Annotated in this window: 19 protein-coding genes; 10 read left to right on the forward strand and 9 right to left on the reverse strand. The window is 67.2% G+C overall.

The features are described 5' to 3' along the window. The first annotated feature begins 9 nt into the window (after nt 1–9). The gene (locus K3A84_RS05270; protein ID WP_318248281.1) at nt 10–1,764 is read left to right on the forward strand and encodes a bifunctional metallophosphatase/5'-nucleotidase; all 1,755 of its coding nucleotides are present in this window, start codon (nt 10–12) and stop codon (nt 1,762–1,764) included. On the opposite strand, the gene K3A84_RS05275 is transcribed toward K3A84_RS05270, so the two are convergent. Both K3A84_RS05275 and K3A84_RS05280 read right to left on the reverse strand, forming a co-directional pair. Next, nucleotides 1,739–2,530: a DUF1295 domain-containing protein gene (locus K3A84_RS05275; RefSeq protein ID WP_225008285.1), complete on the reverse strand. Its 792-nt coding sequence runs from the start codon at nt 2,528–2,530 to the stop codon at nt 1,739–1,741. The two genes, K3A84_RS05270 and K3A84_RS05275, sit on opposite strands and share 26 nt — an antisense overlap. Continuing rightward, nucleotides 2,527–3,138, reverse strand: coding sequence for a lysophospholipid acyltransferase family protein (locus K3A84_RS05280; protein WP_225008286.1), 612 nt, complete (start codon nt 3,136–3,138; stop codon nt 2,527–2,529). Before K3A84_RS05280 ends, K3A84_RS05275 begins: the two co-directional genes overlap by 4 nt. Nucleotides 3,139–3,274: 136 nt before the next feature. Between K3A84_RS05280 and K3A84_RS05285 the strand changes: the two genes are divergently transcribed. From K3A84_RS05285 to K3A84_RS05295, 3 genes are read left to right on the forward strand one after another with little or no spacing between them, the layout of a single operon-like run. Further along, nucleotides 3,275–3,727 carry a MarR family winged helix-turn-helix transcriptional regulator gene (locus K3A84_RS05285; RefSeq protein ID WP_225008287.1) on the forward strand — a complete coding sequence of 151 codons (453 nt, stop codon included), beginning with the start codon at nt 3,275–3,277 and terminating at the stop codon, nt 3,725–3,727. A 5-nt stretch (nt 3,728–3,732) separates the two neighbouring features. Then, nucleotides 3,733–4,803 (forward strand): HlyD family secretion protein, encoded by a 1,071-nt coding sequence (locus K3A84_RS05290; RefSeq protein WP_225008288.1) that lies wholly within the window; start codon nt 3,733–3,735, stop codon nt 4,801–4,803. After that, complete coding sequence (locus tag K3A84_RS05295; protein ID WP_225008289.1) at nt 4,787–6,352, forward strand: DHA2 family efflux MFS transporter permease subunit; 1,566 nt, start codon at nt 4,787–4,789, stop codon at nt 6,350–6,352. Before K3A84_RS05290 ends, K3A84_RS05295 begins: the two co-directional genes overlap by 17 nt. Here the strand turns inward: K3A84_RS05295 and K3A84_RS05300 are convergent. Further along, entirely contained in the window at nt 6,349–7,011 is a 663-nt protein-coding gene (locus K3A84_RS05300) for a ferritin-like domain-containing protein (RefSeq protein WP_225008290.1), read from the reverse strand. The two genes, K3A84_RS05295 and K3A84_RS05300, sit on opposite strands and share 4 nt — an antisense overlap. Before the next feature lie 11 nt (nt 7,012–7,022). Further along, complete coding sequence (locus tag K3A84_RS05305; RefSeq protein ID WP_225008291.1) at nt 7,023–7,577, reverse strand: glutathione peroxidase; 555 nt, start codon at nt 7,575–7,577, stop codon at nt 7,023–7,025. 138 nt (nt 7,578–7,715) lie between these two features. On the opposite strand from K3A84_RS05305, the gene K3A84_RS05310 reads away from it, so the two are divergent. Then, the gene (locus K3A84_RS05310; protein ID WP_225008292.1) at nt 7,716–8,129 is read left to right on the forward strand and encodes a DUF983 domain-containing protein; all 414 of its coding nucleotides are present in this window, start codon (nt 7,716–7,718) and stop codon (nt 8,127–8,129) included. 127 nt (nt 8,130–8,256) lie between these two features. Here the strand turns inward: K3A84_RS05310 and K3A84_RS05315 are convergent, their stop codons facing one another. The 4 genes from K3A84_RS05315 to K3A84_RS05330 all read right to left on the reverse strand — a co-directional run bounded on the left by K3A84_RS05315 (nt 8,257) and on the right by K3A84_RS05330 (nt 11,577). Next, entirely contained in the window at nt 8,257–9,390 is a 1,134-nt protein-coding gene (locus K3A84_RS05315) for an NAD(P)H-dependent flavin oxidoreductase (RefSeq protein ID WP_225008293.1), read from the reverse strand. Between the two features lie 123 nt (nt 9,391–9,513). After that, nucleotides 9,514–10,194 (reverse strand): glutathione S-transferase family protein, encoded by a 681-nt coding sequence (locus K3A84_RS05320; protein WP_225008294.1) that lies wholly within the window; start codon nt 10,192–10,194, stop codon nt 9,514–9,516. A 37-nt stretch (nt 10,195–10,231) separates the two neighbouring features. Next, the gene (locus K3A84_RS05325) at nt 10,232–10,867 is read right to left on the reverse strand and encodes a CoA transferase subunit B (protein WP_225008295.1); all 636 of its coding nucleotides are present in this window, start codon (nt 10,865–10,867) and stop codon (nt 10,232–10,234) included. Beyond that, nucleotides 10,867–11,577: a CoA transferase subunit A gene (locus tag K3A84_RS05330; protein ID WP_225008296.1), complete on the reverse strand. Its 711-nt coding sequence runs from the start codon at nt 11,575–11,577 to the stop codon at nt 10,867–10,869. The genes K3A84_RS05325 and K3A84_RS05330 overlap by 1 nt, the downstream gene beginning before the upstream one ends. 89 nt (nt 11,578–11,666) lie before the next feature. Between K3A84_RS05330 and K3A84_RS05335 the strand changes: the two genes are divergently transcribed. Then, nucleotides 11,667–12,533 (forward strand): LysR family transcriptional regulator, encoded by an 867-nt coding sequence (locus tag K3A84_RS05335; protein ID WP_225008888.1) that lies wholly within the window; start codon nt 11,667–11,669, stop codon nt 12,531–12,533. Here the strand turns inward: K3A84_RS05335 and K3A84_RS05340 are convergent. Continuing rightward, nucleotides 12,530–13,186, reverse strand: coding sequence for an HAD-IA family hydrolase (locus K3A84_RS05340; protein ID WP_225008297.1), 657 nt, complete (start codon nt 13,184–13,186; stop codon nt 12,530–12,532). The genes K3A84_RS05335 and K3A84_RS05340 overlap by 4 nt on opposite strands. A gap of 152 nt (nt 13,187–13,338) precedes the next feature. On the opposite strand from K3A84_RS05340, the gene K3A84_RS05345 reads away from it, so the two are divergent. The 4 genes from K3A84_RS05345 (at nt 13,339) to K3A84_RS05360 (ending at nt 18,013) form a co-directional block, all read left to right on the forward strand. Beyond that, a complete protein-coding gene (locus tag K3A84_RS05345) occupies nt 13,339–14,118 on the forward strand; it encodes a universal stress protein (protein WP_225008298.1) in 780 nt (259 codons plus the stop codon). 54 nt (nt 14,119–14,172) lie between these two features. Further along, the gene (locus K3A84_RS05350; RefSeq protein ID WP_225008299.1) at nt 14,173–14,649 is read left to right on the forward strand and encodes a COG3650 family protein; all 477 of its coding nucleotides are present in this window, start codon (nt 14,173–14,175) and stop codon (nt 14,647–14,649) included. A gap of 30 nt (nt 14,650–14,679) precedes the next feature. Next, entirely contained in the window at nt 14,680–15,426 is a 747-nt protein-coding gene (locus K3A84_RS05355) for a class I SAM-dependent methyltransferase (RefSeq protein WP_225008300.1), read from the forward strand. Nucleotides 15,427–15,700: 274 nt separating this feature from the next. Next, nucleotides 15,701–18,013 carry a CDC48 family AAA ATPase gene (locus tag K3A84_RS05360; RefSeq protein ID WP_225008301.1) on the forward strand — a complete coding sequence of 771 codons (2,313 nt, stop codon included), beginning with the start codon at nt 15,701–15,703 and terminating at the stop codon, nt 18,011–18,013. Nucleotides 18,014–18,022: the final 9 nt, after the last annotated feature.

Below are 18,022 nucleotides of genomic sequence, written 5' to 3' on the forward strand. Positions count from 1 at the left end.
GGATTGCCCATGGCCGTTCCCGCCCGCTTTGCCCCGCTGCTGACGGCGGCCCTGCTGGCGGGCTGCGCCGCGCCGATGGCAGGCCGCAGCGCCTTTGCGCCGGTCGAGGTGGGGGTGATCGCCTTCAACGATTTCCACGGCAGCATCGAGCCGCCGCGCCAGTCGGTGATCGCGCCCGATGGCAGCGGCGGACAGGTGCAGGTGCCCGCGGGGGGCGCGGCGTGGTTCGCCTCGGCGCTCGATTCGATCCGCGCGAAGTATCCCAACCACCTGACCGTGTCGGCAGGCGACATGATCAGCGCTTCGCAGCTTGCGTCCTCGCTCTACCTCGACGAGCCAACGATCGGCGTGATGAACCGCATCGGCGTGGACTTCAACGCGGTGGGCAATCACGAGTTCGACCGTGGGCGCGACGAGTTGCTGCGGATGCAGAACGGCGGCTGCGCGAAATTCACCGCCAAGGAGCCGTGCCAGCTCGAAAAGTTTCCCGGCGCCAGCTTCCGCTATCTGGCCGCCAGCACGCTGACCGGGAACGGCGGTACGCTGTTCCCGGCGACCGGCCTCAAGACGTTCGGCACGGGCAAGCGTCGTGTCAGCGTGGGCGTGATCGGGCTGGCGCTGAAAGGCACGCCCGAACTGGTCAATCCGGCCGGGATCAAGGGGCTGACCTTCGCCGACGAAGCTGACACCATCAACGCCGCTGTGCCGGTTTTGAAGGCGCAAGGGGCCGATGCCGTGGTCGTGCTGATCCACCAGGGCGGCAAGACGCAAGGCGCGCCCGATCCCAACGGCTGCAACGAACTCGTGGGCGAGATTACTCCGATCCTGTCGCGGCTCGATCCGCGCGTGGATCTCGTCGTCTCGGGCCACACCCACTGGGACTACGTCTGCGACTGGGGCAAGGTCGATCCGGGGCATCCCGTGCTGCTGACCAGTGCGGGGGTCTATGGCAAGGAGATCACCGACATCCGGCTGGAGATCGATCCTGCCACGCACAGGGTGGTGTCGAAGAGCGCGCGCAACGTGATCGTGCAGTCGGTGCCCTATACCTCGGCCAAGGGGCCGCTCGGCAACACCGATCGCTATCCGCAATTCGCGCCCCGGCCCGATATCGCGGCCTATGTCCAGCGCTATGTCGATGCGTCCACGGCATTCACCGCGCGGCCCATGGGCAAGCTCTCTGGCCCTGCGACCAAGGGCGAGGGTGCACAGAGCGGCATGGGCGGCACGCTCGGCAACGTGATCGCCGATGCGCAACGCGATGCGACCGCTGCTGCAGGCGCGCAGATCGCGTTCATGAACCCCTTTGGCATTCGCGCGCCGCTGGTGCCCGCTGCCGATGGCACGGTCACGTTCGGCGACATCTACCAGACCCAGCCCTTCGGCAACCAGGTGGTGACCGAGACGCTGACGGGCGCCGAGATCAAGGCCGCGCTGGAACAGGGTTTCGACGACAAGGGGCCCGAGCAGGCGCTCTCGCCGTCGGCGGGGTTCGCTTATCGCGTCGATCGCGCGCAGCCGGTTGGCGCGCGCATCGCGGGCCTGACGTTCAACGGCAAGCCGCTCGACATGGCCCAGCGCTACCGGGTGACGATCAACGGCTTCCTTGCATTGGGCGGCGACGGTTTCACCGTGTTTGCGGACAAGCCAGAGGCGGTGACCGGGCCGACCGATCTCGAAGCGCTGCAAACCTGGTTGCGCGCTGCGCCCATGCGGACCGTGCCCGCCGAAGCGCGCGTCACTTTTTCGGGGGCAGGGGGATGAAGCCCGATGTGCGGCGCACGTACTCGGCATAGTCGGGCCGCCGCTTGGCCATTCCGCGTTCGAGCATCGGCTTGCCCGACCATTGCGTCAGCGTGAAGGTCAGGAACAGCGGGCCGATGGCCGATGCCACGGCGGTCGCCGCGCCCGCGTCCGCCGCCATCAGCCAGATGCCCCACCACACGCAGGTATCGCCGAAGTAGTTGGGGTGGCGGGTATAGCGCCACAGCCCGGTGTCGAGCACCTTGCCCGCGTTGGCGGGATCGGCGCGGAACCGGGCGAGCTGGGCATCGCCCACGCTTTCGAATGCGAAGCCCACCAGCCAGAGCAGCGTGCCTGCCGCCAGCAGCGGCCCCGCTGCATCGTTGCCGGGCGTCAGAATGCCGAGCTGCGCGGGCAGGCAGGTCACGTAAAGCAGCACCGCCTGCATCGCGAACACCGTGGTCAGCGCGGCGCGGGCGAACTTGCCCTCGGCTTTCGCCTTGGCGAGAATGCGGGCGTAGCGCAGGTCCTCGCCCTGCTCGCGCCAGCGGCGATAGAGGTGCGTGGCAAGGCGTGCGCCCCACAGCACGGTGGCGGCTGCAATCAGCCAGGCGCGCAACGGGGCATTCGTTCCGACCTGCGCCAGCGACAGCAGCGCAAGGCTGGCCATGCCGCCCGCCCACACCGCATCGATGAAGCTGACGTCGCCGATCCGCACCGCCACGCGCCACAACGCGAGCATGGCAATCGCCAGCACGGCGGCATTGACCAGAAGCGCATGAGTCATTGGGTCAGCTCCTCGAAATTGCGGATGCCGCGTTCGGGATATTTGGGCGTGACCGTGCGATAGATCGCGGCGATCTGGCGCATGTCGGCCTGGTAGTCGCCCGTGGGCATGATCGCGGGGCCGAGCCCGCCCGTCCTGGTGGCATAGTCCATCAGCCCCACCACCATCGGCACGCCCGCGCCGAGCGCGATCTGGTAGAAGCCGGTACGCCACTGGGCCACCGCGCTGCGGGTGCCTTCGGGCGCGATGGTCAGGACGAATCGGTCACGCCGCGCAAACTCGCCGATCATCGCCTGCACCACGTTGCGTTTGTGCGCACGGTCGATGGCGATGCCCCCCATGTCGCGCATGAAGCGCCCCAGCGGCCAGCGGAACAGGCTGTCCTTGGCCATGAAGCGCGCGTCGATCCCCAGCGCGTTGGCAAGGCCCAGGAAGTAGACGAAATCCCAGTTCGAGGTGTGCGGCGCGGCGATGATGACATAGCGGCCATCGGCGGGCGGCGTGCCCACGGCGGTCCAGCCCTGCCGGCGATAGAACCACAACAACGCGCGGCGCATCAGCCGCGATGGCAGGCTTGGCCGCGTTTGCGGCGCATCGATTGCGTTCATTCGCCTCTCCCGGCCCTGAACCTATCGCACGGCCGGGCGCTTGTCGAAGGGAACCATCTGCCCTTCGGGGCCGTGGCCTAGAACATGTTCCAGCTTCCTTGACGGTAATAAGCATGGCTATTATCGGCATGGAAAGATGCAGAACAACATCGCCTTCCTGTCGGCCGACGTCAGCCGCCTGCTGCGCAAGCGCTTCGACCTTGCCGCGCGCGGCTTTGGCGTGACCGGGCCGCAGTGGCGCGTGCTGGCCGCGCTCCAGCGCACGCCGGGGATGAACCAGTGCGCGCTCGCCGCCTGGCTGGAGGTCGAGGCGATCACCGCTGGCCGCATGATCGACCGGCTGGAAAAGGCAGGCCTTGTCGAGCGTCGGCCCGATCCGGCCGACCGGCGCGCCTGGCGGCTGTTCCTGACCGCTGCCGCCGATCCGCTGATCAGTTCGTTGCGCGATTGCGCCGACGTGGTCTTTGCCGAGGCTTTGCAAGGCTTTTCCGAAGACGAACACCAGTTCCTTCTCGCCCTGCTCGATCGGGTGCGCGGGAACCTCCTTGAAGAATCGCCGGGCGATGCCGCCCCGGCTGCCGCCGAGTGACGACCATGGCCGAAGCAGATCCGTTCCCCGTCCACCAGGATGCCCTTGCTGCGGCGAAGGAACATGCCGCCGCCACCCGCCGCAAGCGCGTGCGGCTGGTGCTGATGACCGTGGTGCCCGCGCTGATCGTGGGTGCGGGGCTGTGGTACTGGTTCGGCAACGCGGGTGAGGTCGAGACCGATAACGCTTACGTCAAGCAGGACATCGTCTCGGTCGCAGGCGAGGTCAACGGGCTGATCGTCAAGGTCAACGTGCGCGAGAACCAGCAGGTCAAGGCGGGCGACGTGCTGTTCACGATCGATCCGTCCTCGTTCGAGGTGGCGATCCGCCAGGCCGACGCGCAGATCGCGGGCGCGCAGGCCAGGATCACGGCGCTGCAGGCCGACGTCGGCGCCAGCGCCGCCGACCTTGCCGCCGCGCGCGACGAGGTTCGGCTTGCCGAATCCAACTATGGCCGGGGCAAGGCGCTGATGGACCGGGGCTTCAACACCCGCGCCAGCATGGACCAGGCCGAATATGCGATGGCCAGCGCGCGCGACAAGCTGCGCGCGCTCGAAGCCGAAGTGGCCAAGTCGCAAGCCCAGCTTGCCACCGGCGCGCAGGTGCCAGGCATCAATCCCGCCGTCGCTGCCGCGCAGGCCGCTCGCGCCAAGGCCGCGCTTGATCTGTCGCGCACGGTCATCCGCGCGCCGGCCAACGGCCGCGTGACGCAGGTGAACCGCTTGCAGATCGGCCAGATGGTGTTTGCCGGCGTGCCGATGCTGTCGATCGTGCGCGATGATGGCGCGCGGGTGGAAGCAAACTTCAAGGAAACCGACCTGGCGCGCATGCGCGCCGGCCAGCCTGCCGAGATCCGGCTCGACGCCTATCCCGGGCTGAAGCTTAAGGGCCACGTCGATTCGATCGGTGCCGGCACCGGATCGGAATTCTCGGTGCTGCCCGCGCAGAACGCCACCGGCAACTGGGTCAAGGTGATCCAGCGCGTGCCGGTGCGCATCGCCATTGATGGCAAGACCGACCGGCCGCTGATTGCCGGGCTCAGCGCGGTCGTTGCGGTCCATGTCGGCAAGGACTGACGCGGCGCGGCCGCAAGGTCGCATTCCGCCGCCGATGCAGACATCGAACCGGCCGCTGCTGATCATCGCGGTGATGGCCGCGATGGTCATGCAGATCCTCGACACGACCATCGCCAACGTCGCGCTGCCGCACATGCGCGCCTCGCTTTCGGCGACGCAGGAGACCATCACCTGGGTGCTGACCAGCTACGTCCTCGCTTCGGCGGTGGCACTGCCGCTGGGCGGGTGGCTGGTCTCCAACTTCGGACTGCGGCGCGTTTTCGTCATCTGCGTCATCGGCTTCACTGCCGCCTCTGTGCTGTGCGGTCTGTCGCAGAATCTGACGCAGATGGTGCTGTTCCGTGTCGCTCAGGGGCTGTTCGGTGCCTTTCTGGGGCCCTTCGCGCAGACCGTGATGCTCGACGTCTCGACGCCCGAGGAACGGCCCAAGATGATGAGCCTTTTCAGCCAGGGCATCATGCTCGGCCCCATCGCCGGGCCGGTGCTGGGCGGCTGGATCACGGAAAATTCCGACTGGCGCTGGGTGTTCTTCATCAACGTGCCGGTGGGCATCTTCGCCGCGCTGGTGCTGATAGCGCTGCTGCCGCACGCGAAGTTGAAACCGCAGCGCATGGACATCCTCGGCTGGCTGTTCCTCGCGCTGGCGCTGTCGTGCTTCCAGCTGATGCTCGACCGGGGCGAGACCAAGGACTGGTTCGGATCCGGCGAGATCGTGATCTATGCCGTGATCGCCGCCATGGGCGCCTGGCTGACGGTGGTGCACCTTTCGACCACCGCGAAGCCGATCTACGCGCGTCGCATCTTCAGCGACCCGAACTTCGTCGTCAGCATGGGATTGCAGTTCCTGATGGGCTCGATCCTGATTTCGGTTTCGGCGCTGATGCCGGGCTTGTTGCAGAATCTCTATGGCTACCCGGTGATCGATGCCGGGCTGCTGCTCGCCCCGCGCGGGATCGGGATGCTGGCCTCGATGATGGTGTTCGGGAAGATGATGGGGAAGATGGATCCGCGCCTGGCGCTCGGCATCGGTCTGGTCGTGACCGGCTGGTCGTTGTGGATGATGGCGGGCTGGTCGCCCGACATGCCGGTCTGGCCGATCGTGGTGTCGGGCGTGGTGCAGGGTATCGGCATGAGCTTCACCTACATGCCCGTGAACCTGATCGCCTTTTCCACGCTGCCTGGCGAATATCGCACCGACGCGGCCGGCCTGCTCAACTTGTGCCGCTCGATCGGATCGTCGATCGGCATCGCGGTGGTGACGGTGCTGCTGAGCCAGGGCATCCAGCGCAACCATGCCGAACTGGCGGCGAGGATCACGCGGATGAGCGCGCCGTTCGATCTCGACCGCATCACCGCCTATGGCGGCGCGGCCGAAGGCGTGGCGCGCGTGATCGATGGCATGGTCAACAAGCAGGCGGCTATGATTGCCTACCTCAACGACTTCTACCTGATGGGGCTGGTGTGCTGGGCGACGATCCCGGTGCTGGCGCTGGTCAAGGTCAACCGCGCACCCGTCGGGCCGCTGCCGCAGATGGCGGCAGATCACTAAAGCGCCAGCGGCGCCTCGTCGGGCCAGTGCGCCATGCGCGGGGTGGAGCGGCGCAGGAACAGCGACGGCAGCTTCACCAGCATCAGCGACTTGTGGATCCAGTAATCGGCCCAGCGCTCGCGCCAGCGCCCGCGCGCGCGGCCATGGGCCAGCAGCCAGCGCTGGTAGGGCTGCCAGTGGTCCGGCTCGTCGCGTTCGACGATGCGGAAGATCCGCGTCATCACCGGGTCGGAGAGCACGTGGCGATTGGCCAGCAGCACCGCCACCTGCCGCGTGCCGCGCTTTTCGGTCAGCATGATCACGCGACACAACTGCTCGAACTTTTCAGGATCGGCGACGATCTCGGCCGTGGCCAGTTCCTCGATCGGGCAGCCGAACACGGATTGAATGAAATGGTCGATGTGGCCGCAGGTGCGATCGACGGACAGCGGCATGCGCCCCTGCCGTTCGAACCAGCGGCGGAACATCACGTAATGCTTGCGCTCATCGGCGCGGTGCTTCTCGACTTCGGCAATGAACGTCGCCTCGTCGGGGCAGCGCGCGCGCACTGCTTCCAGCACGCGGTCGAGCGAGGTGTAGCCGCGGTGTTCGTTGTAGATGTAGATCGAGGCGAGCACGTCGAGGAACCGCGCCCGAAACCTCGCGAGCGGGCTGGTCATGATACTCAAACTCAGGCGGGCTTTGCGAGTTCCGCCTCGATCGCGCCGACCAGCGTGGCGTCATCGGGCGCGACCGTGGGGCTGAAGCGCGCCGCCACGCTCCCGTCGCGGGCGACGAGGAACTTCTCGAAGTTCCACAGCACTTCGGGGTCGGGGTTGGGCGTCATGCCGAAGCCGCGCAGGCGCTCGCGGAAGGCTTCCGGGTCGCCCTGCTTTTCCGGCACGGCGGCGGTCAGCGCGGCATAGAGCGGCTGCTTGGTATTGCCCACCACGCTCGCCTTGGCAAAGAGCGGGAACGAGACGTTGAAGCCGGTTTCGCAGAAGGTGCGGATTTCCGCATCGCTGCCCGGTTCCTGCGCGCCGAAGTCGTTGGCGGGAAAGCCCAGCACTTCGAACCCTTGCGCACCGTACTGATCATGCAGCGATTGCAGCCCGGCATATTGCGGCGTCAGGCCGCACTGCGAGGCGGTGTTGACGACCAGCAGAACCTTGCCCCGGTGCGCCGCAAGGCTGTCGGCCGAACCATCGTTGCGGGTGAGCGGCACATCGGCCAGCGGCTGGGTCATTTCGGCTCCTTTTGAGCGGGCATCCTGCGGATTTGTCCCAGGACTATGCGCCTTCGCTCCTGACGCGGCAATGGCCCTTGCGCGCTTGCCCCCGTGGGCCGAGGGGCCTATCGCGCGCCCAACCAGAAGGGACTCGCGATGGCCATGTTCAGCAACCCCAAATTCCGCTGGATCGTCGAATGCGGATGGAAGGGGCTGTGCCCGCGCTGCGGCAAGGGCAAGATGTTCGATGGCTGGCTCAAGCTGGCCGACAAGTGCGATTCCTGCGGGCTCGACTACAGCTTTGCCAATGCCGACGATGGCCCGGCCTTCTTCGCACTGTGCATCACCGCGTTCCCGCTGACCTTCGTGGCGGTGTGGGTGCAGGTCGCCTACGATCCGCCGTGGTGGGTGCACATGCTGACCTCGGTGCCGATTCTGGGCGTGGGCTGTCTTGCCACGCTGCGCCCGTTCAAGGGCTGGCTGGTTGCCTCGCAATACGTGAACAAGGCGATCGAGGCGGGGACCGAAGGCCTGTGGGCCAAGCTGAACGCGCGCGAGGGCGAGAAGTAGGCACGTCGGGGCGGCCACGCCCAACCCTTCTCGCTTGCGGGAGGGGAGAGGATTGCGCGGTGCTTCAATCCCCCTCCCGCGAGCGGGAGGGGTCAGAGGTGGACAGAGGCCTGGTGCAACGCCTGCCTCAATCCCCGATCATCGCCAGCAGGCCGCCTGCCGCTTCGGCGAATTCCTCGCGGAAATCCTGCACCACGGCGCGGGCCGAACGGACCTGTTCGACCAGCCCCACGCCTTGCCCCACGAAATAGCTGACCAGTTCGCGCGCGCCCTGATTGCCGCCCGCCGCCGCCTTCTCGATCTGGCGGAACGACGGTTCGGAAACGAGGCCCATCAGCGGCATCGGCAGCGTGCCGGGGCTGTCGGGGCCTTCCCATGCTTCGTGCCAGCCGGTCTTGAGCTGGCGCGCGGGCTTGCCGGTACGCGCCTTGGACCGGATCGTGTCGCGGCTGCGCGCGGCGACCATCTTGTCGCGGAAGGTCTCGCTGGTCTCGGCCTCGGTGGTGGCCAGCCACACCGAGCCGCACCATGCGCCTTGCGCGCCCATGGCCATCATGCCCGCCATCTGGCTGCCGGTCATGATGCCGCCCGCTGCCAGCACCGGGGTTTCGTATCCGGCCTGCTTCAAGGCGCGGACGACTTCGGGGACGAGCACGATCGTCGCGACTTCGCCGCAATGGCCACCAGCCTCGCCGCCTTGCGCTACGATGATGTCCACGCCCGCCGCCGCCTGGCGCAGCGCGTGTTCCTTGGCACCCACCAGCGCGCCCACCGGGATGCCGCGCTTGTGCGCTTCCTCGATCATGCGCGGCGGCGCGATGCCGAGCGCGTTGGCGATCATCCGGATGGGATGGCGGAAGGCGACCTCCATCAGCGCGATGCCGATTTCGGGGGTGATCCCGGCGCCTTCCGGCACCGCCATGTCCTCGCCCACCGGCGGCACGCCGTAGCTGTCGAGCAGGCTCTTGGTGAAGGCCTTGTGTTCCGGGCTGATCGCCGCCGAACGCGCGGCGTTGGTCGACAGTTCGATCACGCGCGGGTCGACGGTTTCGGGCACCAGCACGTCCACGCCATAGGGCGCGCCGTCGATGTGCGCGTCGATCCACGCCAATTCGCGCTCGAACTCTTCGGGAGAGAATGCCGCGGCACCCAACACGCCGAAGCCGCCCGCCTTGCTGACGGCGACCACCACGTCGCGACAATGGCTGAACGCAAAGAGCGGAAATTCGCAGCCGACCATGCGGCACACGGCGTTGTTCATGGGTCCATCCTCTCAGGGCCTGCGGGATCTTGCGCCCGCGCTTGTGCGCCAGCGATGTTCCACAGGCGGACGGACAATTCCAGCCGTTTTGTCTAAGCGGATAATTAAAGTGGCGGGCCTGCCTCAGCCCGCCCTATAATCCGCCACGATCCGCCCGGCATCGGCGAGTTCGGCCTCGTGGCTTTCCTCGCGCCATGTCTCGATCAGTGCTTCGGCTTCCCATTGGCGCATCGGTTCGCAGGCCAGCACATGGTCCACCCACGCCTGCCCACGGCCCACGTCGAGACCGTACGTGCGGATGCGGAAGGCGACGGGGGCGTAGAACGCATCGGCTGCGCTGAAGCGATCACCCGCAAGCCATGGCCCACCGAAACGATCAAGGCCCAGTTCGAGGATCTCGCGGATGCGCGCGACATCCTTGAGGAGCGCGGGCCGCATCGGGCGCGGTTCGACGCGCACGCCGACGTTCATCGTGCAATCGTTGCGCAGCGCCGAAAAGCCGCCGTGCATCTCGGTCACCACGCATTGGGCAAAGGCGCGCGCCTCGGCGTCCTCGGGCCAGACGCCGGGATGCCGGTCGGCAAGGTAGAGCGCGATGCCGAGCGAGTCCCACACCGTGCGGTCGCCGTCGATCAGCGCGGGCACCTGCCCCGTTGGCGAGAAGGCGCGGAAAGCGTCGTAGTTGACCGGCTTGGTGAAGGGTTCGAGCCGGTCGGCGAACGGGATGCCCAGCGCCTTCATGAGCACCCACGGGCGCAGCGACCAGCTCGAATAGTTCCGGTTGGCGGTGATCAGGGTGTACACGCGGAGCCTCCTTTCGCTGGCGACCCCTCGCGTCGGTTCATGCGACGTAATGCGCGGTGGTCTTGGCCTTCACTTCCTCCGCCGAGACGTCAGGCGCAAGCTCGATCAGCCGGAATGGCGAGGCATGGTCGGGCCGCTGGAACACGGCGAGGTCGGTCACGATCATGTCCACCACGTTGCGGCCCGTCAGCGGAAGGGTGCAGGCGGGGATGAACTTGGGGCTGCCGTCCTTGGCGCAGTGTTCCATCACCACGATGATCTTCTTGACGCCCGCGACGAGGTCCATCGCGCCGCCCATGCCCTTGATCATCTTGCCGGGCACCATCCAGTTGGCGATGTCGCCGTTTTCGGCCACTTCCATCGCGCCCAGCACGGTCAGGTCGATGTGCCCGCCCCGGATCATGGCGAAGCTCTGCGCGCTGTCGAAATAGGCCGACTGCGGCAGTTCGCTGATCGTCTGTTTCCCGGCGTTGATCAGGTCCGGGTCTTCCTCGCCCGCGTAGGGGAAGGGGCCGATGCCCAGCATCCCGTTCTCCGACTGGAGCGTCACCGTCATCCCCTGGGGGATATGGTTCGCCACCAGCGTCGGGATGCCGATGCCGAGGTTGACGTAAAACCCGTCCTGCAGCTCGCGCGCGGCGCGCGCGGCCATGTCGTCACGGCTCCAGCTCATCAGACGGTCTCCCTTTCGCGAACGGTGCGGAACTCGATCTTCTTGTCGTAGGGCGCGCCCACCACGAGGCGCTGGACATAGACGCCGGGCAGGTGGATGGCATCGGGGTCGAGGCTGCCGACAGGCACGATCTCTTCGACTTCGACGACGCAGACCTTGCCGCAGGTGGCGGCGGGCACGTTGAAGTTGCGCGCGGTCTTGCGGAAGATCACGTTGCCGGTCTCGTCCGCCTTCCACGCCTTCACCAGCGCCAGATCGGCGAAAATGCCTTCTTCGAGGATGAAGTCCTCACCCCGGAAGCTTTTCACTTCCTTGCCTTCTGCCACCAGCGTGCCGACGCCGGTCTTGGTGTAGAAGCCCGGAATGCCCGCGCCGCCCGCCCGCATCCGCTCGGCCAGCGTGCCCTGCGGGCAGAATTCGACCTCAAGCTCGCCCGACAGGTACTGGCGCTCGAATTCCTTGTTCTCGCCGACGTAGGACGAGATCATCTTCTTCACCTGCCGCGTGCGCAGCAGCTTGCCGATGCCTTCGTTGTCGATCCCGGCGTTGTTGCTGGCGAAGGTCAGGTCCTTCACGCCGCTGTCGCGCACCGCGTCGAGCAGGCGTTCGGGAATGCCGCAAAGGCCGAAGCCCCCGCAGGCGATCAGCAGCCCGTCGCGCAGCAACCCGTCGAGGGCGGCGGCGGCGCTGGGATAGAGCTTGTTGGCCATGGAACTCTCCCTGTGAATGCCGGGACTCTACCGCGTGCAATCAATCGAAAATAGCGATACTTTTTTATCTTATCTGATAGATGTTGGTTATGAAACGCCTTGCGCTCTACCACCTCGAAACACTGCTGTGGATCGCCCGGCTGGGCACGTTCCGCGCGGCGGCGGAGCGGCTCAATACCACGCAACCGGCGATTTCGGCGCGCGTGCGCGAGATGGAGGATCAACTCGGCGTCGCGCTGTTCCGCAAGGAAGGGCGCGGCATGGTGCTGACGGCCAAGGGGCGCGAACTGGTGCGCGATTGCGAACCGTTGTTTGCAGGCTTCGAACGCGCGCTGCTGAAGGCGAGCGACTTTGCCGGCGCGACCGGGGTGGTGCGGCTGGGCGCGGGCGAGATCGCGGCGGCCACCTGCCTGCCGGGGTTCGTCAACGCGGTGGAGCAGGACCTGCCGGGCGTGGCGCTGGAGATCGAGGTCGACCTGACCGCGCGGATGCTCCAGCAGGTGCAGGCAGGCCGCAGCGACCTCGTGTTTCTCGCAGGCCCCGTCGCCAGCCCCGGCCTCGTCACCGCCGCCATCGGGGCGGTGGGGCTGGTGTGGGTGGCCAGTCCCGCAACTGCGGCCAAGGGCGGGTTTGCCCATGCCCTGCCGGTGTGGTCGCTGCCGCCCAACTCGCCGATCCACGGGGTGATGCGCGAAAGCCTGTCGGCCAACGGGGTGAGCCCGCGCGGCATCGCCACCTGCAACAACGTGCGCCTGCTGGTCGAGATCGTGCTGGGCGGTGAAGGCGCGGCGGTCCTGCCCGAACCGATGGTGCGCGCCGACCTCGCCTCGGGCGCGCTGGTCGAGGTGTTGCCCCGCCCGGAGCGCGGGCTTCGTTTCGAAGCCGCGATCCGCGCGCGCGAGGAAGACCCGCTGATCCTTGAACTGTTCCGGCGTGCGGGCGGCTTGCGGATCTAGGCGTTCGCGAGCAGGTCCAGCCCCACCGCGCGCGACAGGTCGGCCAGCGCCTGTTCGCCGCTCGTCACCTTGATCGCGTGCATCCCCAGCGCCGCGGCGGGTTTGCAGTTGATGCCGAGGTCGTCGAGATAGACGCAGTCCGACGCGGCGATGCCGAGCCGTTCGCACATCATCTGGTAGATGCGCGGATCGGGCTTGCGCACGCCCGCCTTGCTGCTTTCGATCACGTGTTCGAAGCGGGCGAAGATCTGTTCCATCGCATCGTGCGAATCGGCGCTGCGGGCCATGCCCGCGCCGTGGCCGGTGGGCACGTTGTTGGTGATGCAGCCGAGCCGGAATCCCGCCTCCTTCAGCGTATCGAGCGCGCGGACCATCGCCGGGCGGACGGCGCCCGCCAGCACATCGAGCACGGCGCGGCCTTCGATATCGTGGCCCAGCGCGCGCGCTTCGGCGGCGAACAGGGCGTCGAATTCGTCACGCCCGATCTCGGCGCGTTCGAACAGCGCCCAGGCGTTGGTGTCCGGGTTGGTGGCGTTGATGGTGCGGATGAAGTTCTGGGGCAGGCCGCGCTCGGCCTCCAGCCGGTTGAACGCCTCGAACGGCGATGACGTGATCACGCCGCCGAAATCGAAAATCACCGCCGTATACCCCATCCGCCTTGCCTTCTCTCGCTAATTGTCCCGATCTCCTTAACGGCTCGGTTAAACACTGCAAGCGCGGCGCAATCGCATGATTTGACGTGGATCATGGGCGAATCGGGGAACGAGGTGCATTGTCTGCCCGATCAAGACGAAGGAGGATCCCCATGCGCTCCATTCTCTGCCCTGCGGACAGCGGCCATACGCTCGATGATCGTGTCGAAACCGCGCTGGCGCTCGCCCGCGCGGTCGATGGCCATGTGACATTCCAGATCGCGACTCCGTTCGCGCAGATGGCGCTGTGGGAGCCGTTCGGTGGTGCCGCCCTTTCGGCCGTGGCGATCAACGAGGTGCGCACGCAGGACGAGAAGCTGGCAGCGCAGTTGAACGAGCGGCTGGGGCGGCAGGATGTCGCTTTCGACGTGACCGTGATCGACGAAGGCCGGGTGGAGGGTCTTGCCGCCGCCTCGCGCTTTGCCGACGTGATCGTCGCGAGCCTCGATGATCCCGCGCTGGAGGAAGTCGCGCTCGAAGTGCGGTGCCCGGTCCTTGCCGTGCCGCGCGGCGTGGCGATGGTGGCCTTCGATGCGCCGGTGCTGGTGGCGTGGGACGGCGGTTATGAATCCGCCAACGCGCTGCGCGCCAGCCTGCCGCTGCTGGCCAAGGCGCGCGCGGTGCACCTGCTGACGGTGCGCGAGAAGTCCGACGATTTCCCCGCGAGCGAGGCTGCCAGCTATCTCTCGCGCCACGGCATCCACGCCGAAGTGCACGAGGCCGAGCCCAACGGCACGATCGCCTTCACCATCGAACAGACTGCGCTGCGCGTTGGCGCGGGACTGGTGGTGATGGGGCTGTTCGGCAAGAGCCGCCTGCGCGAACTGCTGCTGGGCGGCGTTTCGCGCTCGATGCTCGATCGCAGCCAAGTGCCGCTGCTGCTGGCGCATTGAGGCGGGCCGGTCTATCCTGCCGCTGACAATCCGGGGGCAGGAGACCGTTTTCGCGTGACCAGACGCTTGTGCGCCCTGTTGCTCGTGGCAGGCCTGGCGGCCTGTTCGAAGCAGCCCACACCGCCGATTGATGCCACCGCGCCCGATGCCGCGGCGAGCGCAGACGTGCAGGCCCGCGTTCCCGCGCCGCCGAAAGCTCCGGCCAGCCCGGGCCCGGCCCGTCCCCCGGCATCGCTCGATCTGCCCGACCGGCTGCGCGCGCTCGGCACCGAGCCGTTCTGGAGCGCCGATGTCGCCGGGACGACGTTGACGTACGGCACCCCCGATTTCCCCTCTGGCATCTCGATCACGGTCGCCCGGCGCGACGGGGCGGATTTTGCCGAATGGAGCGGCACGCTCGATGGCAAGCCGCTGACGCTACGGGTCGAGAAAGGCCCTTGCAGCGATGGCATGTCCGACCGCATCTATCCCTACCGCGTTACCCGCACGATCGGTCCCGAGATCGAGCAGGGGTGCGCCCGCCCGCGTTGATCTTTGCGCGGGCCGCCAAGGGGAGAACCGATGAAGCGGACCGTTGTTTTCGCAGGCCTCGCCATGCTGGCGCTGGCCCAACCGGCGCTGGCCAGGAGCAAGCCCGATCCTGTCGCCGCCGCCCTGGCCGATCCGGCGCGCCGCGAGGCGTCGCGCAAGCTTGACGAGGGCCGGATGCCGGACAAGGTGCTGGCCTTCGCCGGGTTCAAGGCGGGCGATGCCGTGGCCGACTGGGGTGCGGGCGGGGGCTACTACACCGAGCTTCTGGCCGATGTGGTGGGGCCGAATGGACGGGTCTATGCGATCAATTCGCCCGCCTTTGCCAAGCCTGAGGCGTGGGCTGCGATCACCAGGGCGCACCCCAATGTGCTGCCGCTGGTCGCCCCTGCGCAGGCACAATGGCTCGCGCCCGGCAGCCTCAATGGCCTGTTCGCGCACCTTGAATATCACGATCTCTACTTCGTTTCGGAAAAGTACCAGCATCCCGCGCTCGACGTGCCTGCGGTGCTGGCCAACTGGTTCGCGGCGGTGAAGCCGGGCGGCCATGTGGTGATCGTCGACCATGTGGGACCGGCCGGCGACCCGCGTGAAGTGGTCGAGAAGTTCCATCGCATCGACCCCGCCCGCGTGCGCGCCGACCTCGAAGGCGCGGGCTTCGTGTTCGAAGGGACGAGCGACGTGTTGCGGCGCACAGACGATCCGCATGACAACGGTGTCTTCGATCCGTCCGTGCGGGGCAAAACCGACCGTTTCGCGCTGAAATTCCGCAGACCCTAGCCATTTCGAGAGGGGTGAGTTGCGGAAAATGCAACCGGATTTGCCTATTTCGCACTTGCACAAAAACCGAGTCGCGGACATATAGGACAGGCCTTTCAGGCATCCTCTCCCAAAACTTCCAAGCCCGGCTGGCAACGGCCGGGCTTTTTTTTGCCCGTCGCGGCGGTCGCCCGCTTCATCGCAACCTTCTTCTGTCATCAGCGTTTGAAATGCCTTGTCCGGGTTCCTAGCTGGGACTCCGGTTCAACACGTTCTGGACGGAAAGAAGGGGCCCATGGCAGACGCCGCGACACTCCCGGAAAGCAAGGCGGTCAGGCTTCAGGTCGCAGGATCGCGACAGGAAGAAAGCGGGCACGGCATCGCGCGCATCAGCCGCGCGGTGATGGGCCGGCTTGGCGTGACCGAAGGCGACGTGATCGAGATCATCGGCAAGCGCAGCACCGCCGCGCGTGCCGTGCTGCCCTATCCCGAGGACGAGGGGCTGGAACTGATCCGGCTCGACGGCCTGCAACGCGCAAACGCAGATGTCGGCTCGGGTGAACATGTAGAAGTTCGAAAGGTCGAAACCCGCCCGGCGCAACGCGTGGTCTTCGCGCCCGCGCAGCGCGACTTGCGTCTGCAGGGGCCAGCCGCGGCTCTGAAGCGCAACTTTGCAGGGCGTCCGCTGGTGACGGGCGACCTTGTCGCCACCGCTGGACAGCAGCAGGTCGACCGGGGCGACATGCCGCCGCAACTGCGCCAGATGCTCAATGCCCCGGCCTTCGCGTTGACGCAGATCCGCCTGACGGTCGTCTCGACGGTGCCCAAGGGCATCGTGCACATCGACGAGAACACCGAAGTCGAGCTGCGAGCCGAATACGAGGAGCCGCGCAGCAGCCGCGCCGACGTCAATTATGACGACGTGGGCGGCATGGGCGACACCATCCGCCAGCTGCGCGAGATGGTGGAACTGCCCTTGCGCTATCCCGAACTGTTCACCCGCCTGGGCGTCGATCCGCCCAAGGGCGTGCTGCTGCACGGCCCGCCGGGAACCGGCAAGACGCGCCTTGCGCGCGCCGTGGCGAGCGAGAGCGAGGCCAGCTTCTTCACCATCAACGGCCCGGAAATCATGGGCTCGGCTTATGGCGAGAGCGAGAAGCACCTGCGCGAAGTGTTCGAGGAAGCGACCAAGGCGGCGCCCGCGATCATCTTCATCGACGAGATCGATTCGATCGCGCCCAAGCGCAGCGAAGTCCATGGCGAGGCGGAAAAGCGCCTTGTCGCGCAGCTGCTGACGTTGATGGACGGGCTGCACGCGCGCTCGAACCTGGTGGTCATCGCTGCAACCAACAGGCCCGACGCGATCGACGAGGCGCTGCGCCGTCCCGGTCGCTTCGACCGCGAGATCGTGGTGGGCGTGCCCGACGAGAGCGGGCGGCGCGAGATCCTGGGCATCCATACCCGCGGGATGCCGCTGGCCGAGGGTGTCGACCTGCAGGAACTGGCGCGCACCACCCACGGCTTTGTCGGCGCGGACCTTGCCGCGCTGGCGCGCGAGGCGGCGATCGAGGCGGTGCGCCGGATCATGCCCAAGCTCGACTTCGAGCAGCAGACGATCCCGCAGGACGTGCTCGATTCGCTGCGCGTCGGGCGCGACGATTTCCTCGAAGCGCTCAAGCGTGTGCAGCCTTCGGCCATGCGCGAGGTCATGGTGCAGGCCCCGACCACCGGCTGGTCCGACATCGGCGGGCTGGACGAGGCGCAGGAAAAGCTGCGCGAGGGCGTGGAACTGCCGCTCAAGAACCCCGAGGCGTTCCACCGCCTGGGCATCCGGCCGGCCAAGGGCTTCCTGCTCTATGGCCCGCCCGGCACTGGCAAGACGCTGCTGGCCAAGGCGGTCGCCAAGGAGGCGGAGGCCAACTTCATCGCCATCAAGTCCAGCGACCTTCTGTCCAAGTGGTACGGCGAAAGCGAGCAGCAGATCGCGCGGCTGTTCGCCCGCGCCCGTCAGGTGGCGCCCTGCGTGGTGTTCATCGACGAGATCGACAGTCTGGTGCCCGCGCGCGGGACCGGGGTGGGCGAGCCGCAGGTGACGGCGCGGGTGGTCAACACCATCCTGGCCGAAATGGACGGGCTGGAGGAACTCCAGTCGGTGGTGCTGATCGGCGCGACCAACCGGCCCAATCTGGTCGATCCCGCGCTGTTGCGCCCCGGTCGCTTCGACGAGCTGGTCTATGTTGGCACGCCCAGCCTTGAAGGGCGCGCGCATATCCTGCGCATCCATACCTCGGCGATGCCGCTGACGGAGGATGTCGATCTGGACGCAGTGGCGCGCCAGACCGACCGCTTCACCGGCGCGGATCTGGAGGACGTGGTGCGCCGCGCGGGGCTGGCCGCGATCCGCCGCGCAGGGGGCGACGTGCAGTCGGTCAACGCTGCCGACTTTGCCGATGCACTAGCCGATTCGCGTGCGACCGTGACCGAGGAGATGGAAGCGGAATACGGCCGGATGAAGGGCGAGCTGAAGAAGCGCGCGATGGAACCCACGCCGATCGGCTTCCTCAGCCCCGGCATGGTCCAGTCGACGCGCGACGCCAAGCATCGCTGACGAGGAGGG

The organism is Novosphingobium percolationis (assembly GCF_020179425.1).
Lineage (GTDB): Bacteria > Pseudomonadota > Alphaproteobacteria > Sphingomonadales > Sphingomonadaceae > Novosphingobium > Novosphingobium percolationis.

What these genes read in the sequence shown, in the direction of transcription:
- K3A84_RS05270 (WP_318248281.1), top strand. Translation starts at nt 10, where the DNA reads ATGGCCGTTCCCGCCCGCTTTGCCCCGCTGCTGACGGCGGCCCTGCTG.
- K3A84_RS05275 (WP_225008285.1), bottom strand. Translation starts at nt 2,530, where the DNA reads ATGACTCATGCGCTTCTGGTCAATGCCGCCGTGCTGGCGATTGCCATG.
- K3A84_RS05280 (WP_225008286.1), bottom strand. Translation starts at nt 3,138, where the DNA reads ATGAACGCAATCGATGCGCCGCAAACGCGGCCAAGCCTGCCATCGCGG.
- K3A84_RS05285 (WP_225008287.1), top strand. Translation starts at nt 3,275, where the DNA reads ATGCAGAACAACATCGCCTTCCTGTCGGCCGACGTCAGCCGCCTGCTG.
- K3A84_RS05290 (WP_225008288.1), top strand. Translation starts at nt 3,733, where the DNA reads ATGGCCGAAGCAGATCCGTTCCCCGTCCACCAGGATGCCCTTGCTGCG.
- K3A84_RS05295 (WP_225008289.1), top strand. Translation starts at nt 4,787, where the DNA reads ATGTCGGCAAGGACTGACGCGGCGCGGCCGCAAGGTCGCATTCCGCCG.
- K3A84_RS05300 (WP_225008290.1), bottom strand. Translation starts at nt 7,011, where the DNA reads ATGACCAGCCCGCTCGCGAGGTTTCGGGCGCGGTTCCTCGACGTGCTC.
- K3A84_RS05305 (WP_225008291.1), bottom strand. Translation starts at nt 7,577, where the DNA reads ATGACCCAGCCGCTGGCCGATGTGCCGCTCACCCGCAACGATGGTTCG.
- K3A84_RS05310 (WP_225008292.1), top strand. Translation starts at nt 7,716, where the DNA reads ATGGCCATGTTCAGCAACCCCAAATTCCGCTGGATCGTCGAATGCGGA.
- K3A84_RS05315 (WP_225008293.1), bottom strand. Translation starts at nt 9,390, where the DNA reads ATGAACAACGCCGTGTGCCGCATGGTCGGCTGCGAATTTCCGCTCTTT.
- K3A84_RS05325 (WP_225008295.1), bottom strand. Translation starts at nt 10,867, where the DNA reads ATGAGCTGGAGCCGTGACGACATGGCCGCGCGCGCCGCGCGCGAGCTG.
- K3A84_RS05330 (WP_225008296.1), bottom strand. Translation starts at nt 11,577, where the DNA reads ATGGCCAACAAGCTCTATCCCAGCGCCGCCGCCGCCCTCGACGGGTTG.
- K3A84_RS05335 (WP_225008888.1), top strand. Translation starts at nt 11,667, where the DNA reads ATGAAACGCCTTGCGCTCTACCACCTCGAAACACTGCTGTGGATCGCC.
- K3A84_RS05340 (WP_225008297.1), bottom strand. Translation starts at nt 13,186, where the DNA reads ATGGGGTATACGGCGGTGATTTTCGATTTCGGCGGCGTGATCACGTCA.
- K3A84_RS05345 (WP_225008298.1), top strand. Translation starts at nt 13,339, where the DNA reads ATGCGCTCCATTCTCTGCCCTGCGGACAGCGGCCATACGCTCGATGAT.
- K3A84_RS05355 (WP_225008300.1), top strand. Translation starts at nt 14,680, where the DNA reads ATGAAGCGGACCGTTGTTTTCGCAGGCCTCGCCATGCTGGCGCTGGCC.
- K3A84_RS05360 (WP_225008301.1), top strand. Translation starts at nt 15,701, where the DNA reads ATGGCAGACGCCGCGACACTCCCGGAAAGCAAGGCGGTCAGGCTTCAG.